A 12,852-nucleotide genomic window follows, 5' to 3' on the forward strand; every position below is an offset into this window, starting at 1 on the left:
TCACCCTCGTCACCGCCGCCCACCTGTTCCTGACCGAACAGCGGAGGAGCCCAAAAGCCCCGTCCAGGGCCTGACCCTCTACCAGGCCCTGGACCGGCACCTGCCCCACCTGTCGGCAGACCATCCCATGGCAGACCTACGACACCACCTAACAAAGCACTACTAGGTGGGCCAGGGGGGTGCCCGGCAGCGGACCCCGCTGGTGGCGGTGGTGCGGGGACGGGTAGCCTCCGCCTGATCATCGGAGGGTGCCCGGCAGCGGACCCCGCTGGTGGCGGTGGTGCGGGGACGGGTAGCCTCCGCCTGATCATCGGTTCCGTTCGGGGGGAGAGACCATGCCGGTACACGTGGTGCGACGGGCTTCCGGCCTGCCGGTCCTAGCAGCCGTCACCGTGCTCTCCGTCGTCGGCTGCGCGGCGGATCCCGGGAAACGGGCGCCGGAGCCCGCACCGTCCTCCGCACCGCCCTCCGTCTCGGCCCTCCCTCCCGCGTACCGCCCGCTGACCGCCGAGCAGTTGGTGGCGGCCGCACTGCCCGCCGGGGCGGGCCCGGACTCGTACGGGAACCCCGTCTCCGTCCGCAAGAACGTCCGGGGCAGCAGCCCGGAGCCCGAGTCGTCGGACCCCGCCTGCGCGGAACTGTTCGCGGCCGCCCATGCCCGGCACGTCTCCCGGCCGACCCCGGTCGTCGCCGAGCAGACGTTCAACTGGAAGGGCGGCGAAGGCGGCGACAACGGCGGAAACTCCACCCTCGCCTCGTACGGGGCCACCGGCGCGCAGGACGCGTTCAGACTGGTCACCCAGGGACTGAGCACCTGCCACTCGTACGAGAGCCAGGGCCCGGGCAGGACCTACGACTGGACGATCACGTTCGGTGCCGCCCCGCACCTCGGGAACGAGGCGGTGCAGTTCGAGGCCACCGCCCCGACCGAGTCGGGCCCGCTCAAGACCCGGTACACGGTGGTCCGCACCGGGAGCGTGGTCGCCACGTTCACCAAGCGGGTGGCCGGTGACCTCGACATGCCGGCCTTCCCGCCCGACCTGATCGCCCAGCAGATCTCCCTCCTCCAGCAGGCGCAGAGCTAGGTCGTCTCTTTCGGATCTTGCCGGTTAAGCCCGCGTCGTCCGGTGCCGTGCATCGGCGCCTTGGCTGGGCGCCGCCGTACTGGACGTACTTGGTGCCCGGCCAAGGCGGCGAGGTGCGGTGCCGGGCGGCGCGGGTCAGGCAAGATCCGGAAGAGACGGCCTAGGCGAGACAACACAGGCCGCAGGGTCGTGCACCCATATGCAGGGACGGATCGGCAGAGATGAACAGCAACGCCGGCGCGCCTCCAGCTTCTCCCCATACCCCACGCCCGCCCTGGCACGGCACGGCTTCCGCGGCCTGCGCCTGCATCGGGTACACCGACGGCCGCCAAAAACAAGTCTCCCCCGTGATCGCCCACCGCGCCGTGCCAAAAGTCGCTCTCCTGATCGGGAAGGACGGCTTTCTTCTCCCCGACCTCCACGAATCCCCCCCCCGCCCGCCCACGGCTGTGTGTGGGGCGCGGCCGGCCGCCGGTCATCGTGGGCGAGGAGCCAGGCGACGACCTGGCGGCGGCCGAAATGCGGGTGCACGTTCACACCACCCGGCCGCTGGTCGCCGTAACCGCGCGGCGAACGTCGGACTGGAGTCAGGAACGCCCGTGGCCAGGCTCAAAGGGAGGCTGGGAACTGGTACGGAAGCCGGGAACAGTCACGAGTCCTTCTTGTCCAGGTAGGCGTTCAGCACATTGGTGAACTTCTCGATCCTCGCGTCCTCTTTCGCCCTGGCCGGGCCACCCTCGAAGACGGGGTCGTTGCTCCCCAGTCCGTGTTGGAGAGCGGGCATCATGACTTCCTGAAGGGCAACCTTGACTTCCTCAGGAACAAGCCGTGGTCCAGTCATGCGCGTCCTCCTTGGACACCGAGGATCTCCGCATAAGATCCCCGGCCAGGATCCAGGGATGTCCCCCCGTGAGGGGATGCGACACGTGCATGCGGGTCCATACGAGTCGGTCTCAGTGTTCACCTGTCCCACGTGAGGGGCAAAGCTCTCAGTCCGCGCATGGTGGTGGTCGATGTCCAGCGCAGGGTGCGGTCTTCAACCGCGGGTCGCAGGCCCGGCAGGCGGGTGAGCAGTGCGGGTAGTGCGGTGTGTAGTTCGGCGCGCATGAGGGCGGCCCCGAGGCAGTGGTGGGGGCCGCGGCCGAAGGAGAGATGGTGGTGTGGGCCGGTGCGGGTGGGTTCAAATTGGTCGGGGTTCTCGAACGCCTGCGGGTCGCGGTTGGCCAGACCGAATGCCACTGCCGCGCGGCGTCCGGTGGTGTCGATGCGGGTCATGCCGATGGTGATGGCGGGGCTGAACCGCAGGGTCTCCTCGAGCACCGGGCCCCAGAGAGCGGGTTCGGCCAGGAGTCTGGGAATCCAGCGGGGGTGGGTGAACAGGCACAGGAGGGCGTTGGCGAGCTGGCTCGCGGCCAGGACATGGCCGTCGAAGAACAACGAGGCCGCCAGCCCCGTCACCTCGCCGGCCGGAAGGTGCCCGCGGCGATGTACGGCGAGCAAGTCACGCAGAAGTCCCGACTGCAGATCGCCGCGGTCGAGGAGCTCGCCGACGGCTTCGTACAGGCCCAGCTCGGCACGGTAGAGGGCGGCGCCATCGACGTCGGCTGCCGTCGACCGGGCGCAGGACCAGCCGTACAACGTGGATCGGGCGTTCTCCGGTACGCCGAGGAGGTCGCAGTGCACGGCATAGGCGAACGGGATACAGAACTCCGCCTGTACATCGCGGGCCGGCCCTGCAGCGCGCATCCCCTCGATGAGCGTGTGGGCCCGGCGCTCGATCCCGGGCAGTCGGCGCTCCACCGCGCTCGCGGAGAACGCGCCGCTGAGCAGCCGGCGCAGCCGGGTGTGCTGCGGGGGGTCCATGTCCGTCACCGACATCGCGGACGCGGGTCCCGAAGGCACCTGGCGTACCGACGCCCGGCTGCGGCGAGGGTCGACCAGGAACCGGCGGCTCTCTTCGAAGCCCGTGATCAGCCGACGGTCACCGCCGGGCGGTCCGGTCAGGATCTCGCGCCGGGCCGCGCACACGAACGCACAGCCGCCCCTGCCCCAGACTCCAGGCATCGCCGCCCCTGCCGTGCCGGGCATCAGATCAGCGCCTTCCTGGACGGGGACCCGGGCGTGTCTGGGGTCGGCGCGGCTTGACGCGTCACGTCTCACCCGACACCGGCAGCGGCGCGGGCAGGGGAAACGGCCCGGGCGAAGCCGCCCGTAGCCGCGTAGAGGTCCGCGGAGTCAGAGGACAGGGCGGTAGCCAGGACCTTAGGTAGGTCCTGGCTCTGCTCGGGCCCGCGGGCGATGGTGAAGCCCCCGTTGCCGGTACCGCCGGCCGGCTCCCCTGTGACGAGCTGGCCATTCTTCGCGACCTGCTTGATATCGACGGCCTCGAAACCGTAAGCGAGGCCGCTGACGTTTTTCCCCGTCTCCACCTGGCACTGGCCCAAGCCGATGGACAACCTGTTGGCCAAATAGCTGCCTCCAAGCACGAAAAGAGGCTCCTTTCGGTGAGACCTGGGCGGTGGCCTGACCATGCGCCAGGTGCAGACCTGCGGCGGCATCGGGGCGTTGCCGGCGGCCTGCCCTACGCAGGCCGCTTCAGGCCGGCACGTCCAGGGCGTGCCCTCCTGCCATCACCGGGCGCGCCCTTGCCTTGTTCAGTCCTTGGGCTGCCAGCTGCGGGCGACGTGGCTGTTGGGGACCAGGACCTTCCAGCCGTCATAGATCTCGTGGCCGTCGGTGCGGGATGTCGTGGCGGGGCGGCTCCTGCCCGGCACGGGGCCGGGCAGGAGCTAGGGGTCACAGCAGGAGGCCTTCGGTGTTCTTCAGAAGCTGTGCAGCGTGGGTGTGGGTGGCAAGGACGCGTTCGACATCGGCCGGGGCGAGCTGGCCGTTGGCCGTGGCGACCTGTTCGCCGGCCTGGGCGTATTCAGCGGCGGCGGTGAGTGCGGCCAGTTCGGCGCTGGTGAAGCTGCCGGCATCGGCGAGCATGGTGTGCTCGGCCACCGGGGAGGCGAAGCCGGGTACGTGGACGGGGGCCAGCATCGGGTAGATGCCGAACTTCTCACACGAGTCGTCCCCGAGGACGGGGTAGGCGATCCATCCGGCATAGACACCGGCACACAGGCGGACATCGATACGGCCCCACTGACCTTCCTTGTGGATCTTCAAGGTGGTCTTCTCGTCGTGGCTCTTGCTGACCTCGGTGGTCTGGGTGGTGCTCTTGGACCACTTGAAGGAAGCCCCCCGCTTGACCTCGGCGCCCTTGACGTTGATGCCCGCCTCCGCCGACAGGCCGAACTCGAAGCCCTCGGTCGTGGAGTTGGTGACCGTGACCCGGACGCTGTCCAGGTACTCCTTCTCGATCGGCCCCTGGCACGGGATCGTCGCACAGACCTGCGGCGCCACACCCACCAGTCTTCCGACGAAGACCGCCACCATGGGGATGAACCCGAAGAACCACGGCTGGCTGTCCTGCCCGTGCAGCTCCTTGGACTGCTCGATGGCCTTGTCGTTCATACCCAGCGGCCATTCGCTCCAGTTCTCGTGGACGTGCACCACCTTGTCCTGGTGGAAGCTCTTGCCCCACCAATGTCCCTCGGCCTTCCGGGTCAGCTCCTGATAGCCGTCGGCCAGGGGAAACTCCTTCTCGACCTGCGCGCGGCTGAAGTTGCGACACCAGCCCAGCTGCATCGGCGCATACAGGATCGGGCTGACCATGTGGGGCATCCGGTTGAGGAACATCGTCTCCGGAGCGGTATAGGGGGTCTGCTTGGAGTCTCGGGGCAAGACGTTGTAGTCGCCCACCATGATGTCGCCGAACTTGCTGGACATACACAGCCCTTTCTCGCACAGATGTGTGGGGGGGAGCGGCCAGGCCGACACCGCACACAAACCCGCGGTGCCAGTGGCGGACCCAGCCGCACGAAGGCAGTACCAACCCGCGCCTACATCAGGCGGACGGCACGCCCTCACCCTTCCCTCCCACACCCGGTGCACGCCCGCCGACTGTCACCCACAAGCACGGCGCACGCCCCAGGGCACAAGAATCACTCCCAGCGCACAAGCCGGTGCGCTCGGGCCACGACACACCAGCCCCTGTACTGCAACGCTTCCCCGCGCACGCCGCTACTCGTGCGGGCATGTCAGGAGCTCTTGCCCGTCCAGCTGCAATCCGCCGAACGCCGGCAGTGGGCCCGCCACCGCTGGCCCACTTCTACATTCCACTGCGCCACCGAGGGTCAGCCCGTGCGGCACCTGCCTGTCGGCGCCCCCTCTAAGCCCGGCAGACCGGCCCTGTAGCCCCCTTGTGGGAGGACTGCACCAGCGCGGTCCCGCCCGGGTCAGCACGGGGTGAAAAGAGTGCCGGTTCCTGTCCTGCTTCTCCCCACTCCACGCCCGCCCCCAACGTGGCCAGGCACGCCACACGGCTTCACCGGCCTGCTCCGGCAGTCGGCCCTACCAAGGGCCGCAATGCACCGGGGCCTGCCTCACGGTGACCCACCGCGGCCCTTGCTAGAAGTCGCTCTCCGGTTCGGCGAGGACGGCTGTCTCCTCCACGACCTCCACGAATCCGCCCGGGTTGGACACGGTGTAAGCGGGAACCGGCCCGCGTGTGTCTACGTCCACGACCGTGGCGCTGGTCGCGTTGGCCAGGCTCTGCTCGACCGGCATGCCGTCCACGGACTCCGGCACGAAGTTGATGCGGTCACCGATCTTGTACTTGGGCACGGACGGCATCGGTCGAAGGACGGCCGACTCGTGCACCCGCGACCCGTTGATCATGTAATACACGTCGTCACCGCTGCCCCCGACCTCGCTGACAGTCCCCACCCTCTTGCTCAGCTGGGTTTCCATCAGGGGTCTGATCCCCGCGTACTCCACCTGGTCACCCACTGCATACTTCGGCACAGCGAATCTCCTTGCTCGGCCACCGGATCAAGCACCCGCCACCCAAGCACGCACCACCCGCACACGCCCGCCCGCCCACGCCCTCCCGCGCAGAAGAACCGGTTCAGCCCCGCCACACCTTCCGTGCCATCCCCAGCCAGCGGCCAGACGGGGGTCGCCTGGCCCGCAACGCGCTCGACGGTCCAGCCGGATCCCCCGGAAGCGGAGCGGATGCCGAAACACCCCGCCAAGGCTCACCGCCCGGTCGGCTCGACCTCCGCCGCCAGGTCCGGCCGGACGAGCAACCCGTCCAGGGCGCCACGGCGTCCCCCGACGCCGCGAACCGCCCCCCCTGCGAGCCCCGCTTCCCTCCGCCGGCCGGCATGAGCGCCAGCGGGTGGGTGGACATGGCTGGGAGGTCAGGGCTGCGGGTGGGTACGCCAGGCGCGTGAAAGGGCTTTGAGATCGCTCTGGCGTTCGGCGAGGAGGTCCAGCGGGCGTTGCAGGTGGCAGTCGAGGATGTGGATGTCGCTGCGGAAGAGGGTGAAGCCGATGCGGGACCACGTCGCGGCGAGCTTGGCTTCGGCTTCACGGCGCTGCGCCTTCGACAGTTTGCGGCCGTCGGCCGGTGCCGGCTGGCACGCTACCGCGACGCACCCCTGGGACAGTCGGCGGATCGCTGCCCCGGCGAGCACCGGCCCAAGGCCGAACCCGCGCCAGGCAGGCTCCAGGACGACGCGGTCCATGACCAGCAGGTCGCCGACCGGGTGCGCGAGCGCCTCCTCGAAGGCGGTGGCCCACTCGCCGGAGTCGACGTCCAGGACGGCCTCGCCGATGTGGCACAGGTCGCCGGTGTAGTCGTCCATGGCGTGCCAGGGGTGGTCGGGACCGAACATGCGCACCCTGACGAAGGACATCCGGCCCACAAGTAGGTCCTGGAACTCCTCGGCGGCGTCCCCGTTGGCCTCCGCGTCGGCGGCCAGAGTGTCCGCGTCGATCCGGGCGTGCACCGTCCACACCTCTCGCGTCTCCTCGAAGTCGTACGGGACGACGGGGTGCTCGTGGTGGTAGATCAGGGAGATGAGCGCCGGATCGGCGGGAAGCCGGGAGACATCGGGCAGTACGGTCCTCACCACGTCACCGTAGTGCCCCGGCCCGTCACAGCGCCGGGAAATAGCCACGAGGCCACCCGCCGTGCCGGGCCCGGCTGCGGTGCGGTTCTCGGCCGCCTTCTGCGGCGTCGGCCGCGGCGGTGTGGCTGTGCTCGTGCTTGGGGCAGCAGTTGACGGCCCTTCGGTGCCCCCAGCACTTCCGCAGGCGGCTGTCGGTGGACAGGTATGTGACACATGTCCTGATCTCGCAGTTAACGCAGGGAGAGTCACCTACCGAAAGGATCTCCCCATGGCCACCGGAGACAGCCTCGCCGCCAACCGGTTCAGCATCCAGTTCGGCAAGTTCATCGCGGAGACGGTCCCCGGCGTCACCGGCCTGCCGCTCTCTTCGGAAGCCCTGGAGGCGAAGCAGGTCGACGCAGACGGCTCCCTGCTCATCAGGAAGCCGGCTGGCGCCCCTCAGCTCAATGAGATCACCATCAGGCGCGGCATGGACAAGAGCGCGGCCTTCACCGAGTGGGTCAAGAAGACGTCGGCCCAGCAGAAGCCCGACGAGGCGAACCCGGACCTGACCATCGCCGCGTTCGACGGGCAGGACACGCCGGTGAAGCGCTTTCATCTGACCAACGCGTTCGCGTGCAGGTGGGAGGGCGGCCAGCTCGACGCCTCCGCGTCCGAAATGGCGAAGGAGACGGTCACGATCTCGTACGAGGACCTGACGATCGAGTAAGCAGTGACACAGCGGCTACTCCGGCCCGGCCGCGGAGTGCAGGCCGCTCCTCGGTCGCGAGCCGAGCCCCATCCGCTCCCTCTCGCCCGGCCAGATCGTCTGACGCCGGACCGACGAGGCCCTGCCCCAAATGACGTGGCCGCGCCCCATGAGGGTTCGGGACGCGGCCGGGCGGATGCTCAGTGGGCGGTGATGGCGGCTTGGACGTTGTTGACGTAGGCGCTGACGCGGGTGTAGACGCCGGGCTTGCCCGGCTGGGCGGAGCCGTCGCGCCAGGAGACGATGCCGAGGAGGACGCCCTGGATGATCAGTGGCCCACCGTTGTCACGTTGGCAGGCGTCCACGCCGCCCTTCGGGAAGCCAGCGCAGATCATGGCCGCCTGCTTGTAGGCGGGGTATGCCTTGGTGCAGTCGGGCGGTGCGACGACGGGAACCTGGGCCTTCAGCAGGAAGTTGGAGGTGCCTCCTGTGAGACCGGGCATGCGGCGGGCTGGCTACTTGGTGGCGGTGTAATTCACACGGACGCCAGCATCGGGGTACCACCCGTTGGCCTTGCTACTGCCGTCGTTGAACCAGCCCAGTTCCTTGGCGCTGAGCTTCCAGTCCACCGTGAAGGTCGGGCCGTAGACCAGTTTCGTGATGTGGAAGGGGTCGCCGCTGCTGTCGGGGTTGAAGCTCCGCTTCTTGGTGGCGGGCTTTCCTGCAGCGACTGTGAAGTCCTCACCATCGATAGTGATCCCGAAATCCTCCGTCGGACCGAAGGGTGTTGCGAGCATGTGGACCTGCAGGGTGACCTCGGTGGTGTCCTGGCCCCAGGACACGGCGTCGTAGCTGGTGACCTCGCTCATCTTGGCGGGGATGCCGTCGAGAGTTTGCAGGGTGTAGCCGAGACGGCCGTAGGAGTTGTACTTCTGCGGGTTGGCGAAGTGGTCCTTCAGGCTGCCCTTGTCCAGCAGTTCCTTGACCATGTCGGGGGTGATGGACTTGCCGATGATGCTGATCTCGGACTTCGACAGGACTTCCTTGTGGTGCGCCTTCGCGTCGGCCTCCAAGTCAGCGAAGCCGCTGTAGCTGGCCTTCAACGCAGCCTTGATCTCGCGCTCGGTGGCGGTCGAGGTGAGGCTGAAGACCAGGAGCCGGCCGTAGGAGACGCTGTTGACCAGCAGCGGCGGGTTGTCCGGACCCATCGCACCGATGCTGACGAGACGGGCGAGCTTCTCCTCGGTGAACGAGGGCTTGAACAGCGCGCCGGGCGTGGAGGTGTCGCAGAACGCGGTGAACGCCTTCTCCCGCAGGAACACCATGACGGTGTTGTGCTTCTCCTGCCGCTTCGCCTCGACGTCAAGCTTGGCAGCGAACCCCCCGTACTTGGCCGAGACACCAAGCTCGAGAGCGGTCTCCGCGCTGGAATACGCCTCGGTGTACCGGTAGACGATGTCGGAAGAGCCGGCCACGTCCTCGCCGACAACCTTGCCGATCGCCTCGGTGACCCTGGTGCCCGACGGCGGTGACGCGACCTGCCGGCGGCCGGTCAGCGCGTCCACCGTGATGCCCAAGTCGGCCCGGTCGCTGTCCTCGATCTGTGCCGAAACCAGGTAGCCACTGCTCAAAGCGTGGCGGGCCTGCACGATCGCTCCGGGGTAGCACAGGTTCACGTTCGGGTCGAAGGTGATGACCTCCTCGGGGTTCTTCGTCAGCGTCCAGGACTGCTTCGTCCGCCGCACCCCGCCTTCCGTGCTGACCTGCTCATCACCCTGCTTGACCTTGGTGTTGTCCTTGTGCGGGGACAGCTGCGACCACTGCTGCCACTGATGGAGCCTGCCCGCGATGTCCGCCGGCGCGTTCGGGTCACCGCTACCGATCGCGGAAATCGCCATCGGCAGCGGCGATCCGTCGGCGTAGGCCAGGACGATCAGCTCACCCGATCCCAGACCGTCCGGCGCAGGCAACACCAGATCCGCCACCGCCTCCGCCTGGCTCACCACAGCCGAACCATCGCCGTCCGCGGCCCCGTTGCCGTAGCGGTGCACCTCGTACCTGGTCGCCCCCGGCACCTCCCACTCCAGCGACCACCCCCCGTCTTTCCCCTCCAACGCCCACGCCGGAACCCACTGCTTCTCCTCCGCACCAGCCGCCGTCATCCCGCCGCTCCCTTCACCTGGACTCGCTCCCACGGGCAACCGCCCGCCACAGCAGCACAGCGTTCTGACCAGCCCCCACACGGGCAAGACAGCAGCCCACACCTTCACCCGCACGGCGAATGAGGCATCGATTCTGCTCGCGCAGACGGCGGCTCGGAGGGACCCGGCCACGGCGAACACATCGGCCGGTGGCCGGCCACCCCACACTGCGACTACCGCCGGCTGGGCGAGGAGCAGCAGCACCGGCTCCCCGAGCCCGGAGTGAAACCGAGCAAAAGCTGTACAGGCCCGTGGCGCGGCCGCCCCGGCGAACGCGAAGTCCACGTTCAGGCAGGGCGCGGACATGGCGACCGCGTGCGGCGGCGGGGCGAGAACGCAGCGCCGCCCAGGTTACGACCACCGGGGACGGCCCTGTGCCTGGGGCGGTCAACCGGCGCGGCGAGGGTGTATCCGATGCTCCGGTGGCAGCCTGACCAAGGCCGTGCTCTACCGGTCCCACGTGAGGGGTAGTGTGCTGGGGCCGCGCGTGGTGGTGGTCGATGTCCAGGTCAGGGCATGGTCGTCGAGGGCGGGTCGTAGGCCCGGCAGACCGGTGAGGAGTGCAGGCAGCGCTGCGCGTAGTTCAGTGCGCACGAGTGCGGCTCCCAGGCAGTGGTGGGGGCCGCGGCCAAAGGAGAGGTGACGTGGCCCGGGGCGGGTGGGGTCGAACCGGTCGGGTGTGTGGAATGCATGGGGGTCGCGGTTGGCCAGGCCGAAGGCCACTGCTGCGCGGCCTCCGGCGGCGTCGGTGCGGGTCATGCCGATGGTGATAGCGGGGCTGAACCGCAGCGTCTCTTCGATCACCGGGTCCCACAGGGCGGACTCGGCGAGGAGCACAGGGATCCAGCGGGGCTGGGTGAGCAGGCCAGAGCAGAGCGTTGGCGAGCTGGCTTGCGGCCAGGACGTGGCCATCGAAGAACAGCGAGGCCGCGAGCCCGGTCACCTCGCCGGCCGGAAGTAGGCCTCGGCGGTGTGCCGCGAGCAGGTCATGCAGGAGTCCGGGGCGTAGATCGCCGCGGTTGAGGAGCTCACCGACGGTGTCGTGCAGGCCCAGCTCCGCGCGGTAGAGGGCGGCGCCGTCGACGTCGGCGGCCGCCGAGCGGGCGTGGGACCAGTCGTACAACGCGGGCCGGAAGCAGTCCGGTACGCCCAGCAGGTCGCAGTGCACGGTGTAGGCGAACGGGACGCAGAAGTCCGCCAGCACATCGCAGGGCGGGCCCGCAGCCAGCATCCGTTGGATCAGGGTGTGTGCTCGGCGCTCGATCCCCCGCAGCCGGCGCGCCACCGAGCCGGCAGAGAACGCCCCGCTCAGCAGTCGCCGGAGCCGGGTGTGCTGCGGGGGATCCATCTCCGTCACCGACATCGCGGACGCGGGCCCCGAAGGCACCTGACGAACCGACGCCCGACTACGGCACGGATCAACCAGGAACCGCCGGCTCTCGTCGTAGCCGACGATCAACTGGCGATCGTCATCGGGCTGTCCCGTCAGGATCTCGGGCCGTCCCGCCGACACGAACACATGGCCGCCCCTGCCACGGACCACAGACGTGCCCCTCCTCGGATCACCAACCATCCCATCCACAGCATGCCCAAGGCCCCGCCCAAGCGACCGGCCGGCGGCGTCCCAACGGCCGAGAACGGAGGCAGGCCCGGGTGCCGAGGGCGGTAACCCCCCGGTGGCGGCCCGGCGGCGGATCTCGGTCCGGCCAGGGCTGGACTCGTCTACTCCACAGTGAGGGTTTCGTAGGCGATGGTGACAGTTTCACCACCGGTGGCATCGGCGTCACCGGTTGTCCAGCTGCTGGCCCAGGCGTTGGTCAGGTGCACGCGGCGCACCGTCTCCCCCTTCTCGTCCTTCATGCTGATGGTCAGGTTCTGGCGTACCTCGTCCGGCTTCTGGTCGGCCAAAGTCTTCGTGACCCAGTCCGTCAGGGCCTTACTCGGCTCGGGTCCGCGCACGATGGTGATGGCCCCGCCGCCGGTACCGCCGGCCTGCTTCCTCCATGTCGCCTGGCCGATCTTCCCGACCTGCATGGCCTCGACGACATCGAAGCCGGTAGCGAGGCCGCTGACGGTCTGCACCGTCTCCACGGTGTACTTGCCGAAATCGATGGAGAACCTGTTGGCGGGGAAACTGTCTCCGAGCATGGAAACCACCTTTCGCTAGTGATGAGCGCCAGCCACTCCACGGGCCCACACAACCCCACCCAAACACGCGAAAGAACTCGAACCATGCAAAATCGGTTCCCTCCACGCGCCCGCCACCCAACACGCCCACCACAAAACGCAGGCAGCACCGAGCGCCCTCACCAGCCTCCTCGCCTGGCCCCTGCCTGCCCCCTGAACCTCCAGCCGTCAGCCCCGCGCCGGTCGGCCTTCGCCAACAGACGCAAGGCATTCGTGGACGGTCCCGCTGGAACCTGAGCGGGTGCCGGAAAACGCCCTGGTCGACGGCACGATCGGCGCTGACCTCCGCCACCACATCCGGGCGAACGAGCGTGACGTCCAGGACGTCGCGGCTCCCCCAGGACGCCGCGAACCGCACCCCCTCGAAGGGGTGCCCGGAGCCGGCCGCGGCAAGGTGCTCTCGACCTGCCGGGAAACGTCCGGGCGCAGCGGTACGGTCCGCCCGACGGCGCGCAGCCGGCCCGCCTGGTCGAGGCGGCCCAGGACGAGGAGCTGCGGGCGGGTCAGGGTGCCGGTGACCGCGCCGATGATCGCCTCGGCGGTGTCCCTGCGGCGGACCCTTGGTCCTTCTCTGCGCTAAGAGGCCATCTCATTTGGGTGGTTGGGTAGGCTGTCGGTCGTGGTGGGGATTGTTGAGCGGCTGGTGCCGGACGAGTTGTGGGAGTTGTTCC

General features: G+C 68.9%; 12 protein-coding genes. 2 read left to right on the forward strand and 10 right to left on the reverse strand.

The window, feature by feature from the left end:
• The first annotated feature begins 335 nt into the window (after nucleotides 1–335).
• Nucleotides 336–1,085 (forward strand): hypothetical protein, encoded by a 750-nt coding sequence (locus ABZ924_RS36230; protein ID WP_361919594.1) that lies wholly within the window; start codon nucleotides 336–338, stop codon nucleotides 1,083–1,085.
• A 649-nt stretch (nucleotides 1,086–1,734) separates the two neighbouring features.
• Here ABZ924_RS36230 and ABZ924_RS36235 read toward each other — a convergent pair.
• The 6 genes from ABZ924_RS36235 to ABZ924_RS36260 all read right to left on the reverse strand — a co-directional run bounded on the left by ABZ924_RS36235 (nucleotide 1,735) and on the right by ABZ924_RS36260 (nucleotide 7,105).
• Nucleotides 1,735–1,869, reverse strand: a complete 135-nt coding sequence (locus ABZ924_RS36235) for a hypothetical protein (RefSeq protein WP_361919596.1) — start codon at nucleotides 1,867–1,869, stop codon at nucleotides 1,735–1,737.
• Between the two features lie 176 nt (nucleotides 1,870–2,045).
• Nucleotides 2,046–3,173, reverse strand: coding sequence for a cytochrome P450 (locus tag ABZ924_RS36240; protein ID WP_361919598.1), 1,128 nt, complete (start codon nucleotides 3,171–3,173; stop codon nucleotides 2,046–2,048).
• 68 nt (nucleotides 3,174–3,241) lie between these two features.
• Nucleotides 3,242–3,571, reverse strand: coding sequence for a hypothetical protein (locus tag ABZ924_RS36245; RefSeq protein WP_361919600.1), 330 nt, complete (start codon nucleotides 3,569–3,571; stop codon nucleotides 3,242–3,244).
• A 310-nt stretch (nucleotides 3,572–3,881) separates the two neighbouring features.
• Nucleotides 3,882–4,916, reverse strand: coding sequence for a hypothetical protein (locus ABZ924_RS36250; protein ID WP_361919602.1), 1,035 nt, complete (start codon nucleotides 4,914–4,916; stop codon nucleotides 3,882–3,884).
• A 681-nt stretch (nucleotides 4,917–5,597) separates the two neighbouring features.
• Nucleotides 5,598–5,993, reverse strand: coding sequence for a hypothetical protein (locus ABZ924_RS36255; RefSeq protein ID WP_361919604.1), 396 nt, complete (start codon nucleotides 5,991–5,993; stop codon nucleotides 5,598–5,600).
• A 398-nt stretch (nucleotides 5,994–6,391) separates the two neighbouring features.
• Complete coding sequence (locus ABZ924_RS36260) at nucleotides 6,392–7,105, reverse strand: hypothetical protein (protein WP_361919606.1); 714 nt, start codon at nucleotides 7,103–7,105, stop codon at nucleotides 6,392–6,394.
• A 268-nt stretch (nucleotides 7,106–7,373) separates the two neighbouring features.
• On the opposite strand from ABZ924_RS36260, the gene ABZ924_RS36265 reads away from it, so the two are divergent.
• Nucleotides 7,374–7,814: a phage tail protein gene (locus tag ABZ924_RS36265; RefSeq protein ID WP_361919608.1), complete on the forward strand. Its 441-nt coding sequence runs from the start codon at nucleotides 7,374–7,376 to the stop codon at nucleotides 7,812–7,814.
• A 179-nt stretch (nucleotides 7,815–7,993) separates the two neighbouring features.
• Here the strand turns inward: ABZ924_RS36265 and ABZ924_RS36270 are convergent, their stop codons facing one another.
• The 4 genes from ABZ924_RS36270 to ABZ924_RS36285 form a co-directional block, all read right to left on the reverse strand.
• A complete protein-coding gene (locus ABZ924_RS36270; RefSeq protein ID WP_361919610.1) occupies nucleotides 7,994–8,296 on the reverse strand; it encodes a trypsin-like serine protease in 303 nt (100 codons plus the stop codon).
• Nucleotides 8,297–8,308: 12 nt separating this feature from the next.
• A complete protein-coding gene (locus ABZ924_RS36275; protein WP_361919612.1) occupies nucleotides 8,309–10,279 on the reverse strand; it encodes a thiol-activated cytolysin family protein in 1,971 nt (656 codons plus the stop codon).
• A gap of 162 nt (nucleotides 10,280–10,441) precedes the next feature.
• Complete coding sequence (locus ABZ924_RS36280) at nucleotides 10,442–10,906, reverse strand: cytochrome P450 (RefSeq protein ID WP_361919614.1); 465 nt, start codon at nucleotides 10,904–10,906, stop codon at nucleotides 10,442–10,444.
• 810 nt (nucleotides 10,907–11,716) lie between these two features.
• Nucleotides 11,717–12,142, reverse strand: coding sequence for a phage tail protein (locus tag ABZ924_RS36285; protein WP_361919616.1), 426 nt, complete (start codon nucleotides 12,140–12,142; stop codon nucleotides 11,717–11,719).
• Nucleotides 12,143–12,852 lie beyond the last annotated feature (710 nt).

The organism is Streptomyces sp. NPDC046876, from assembly GCF_040645035.1.
Lineage (GTDB): Bacteria > Actinomycetota > Actinomycetes > Streptomycetales > Streptomycetaceae > Streptomyces.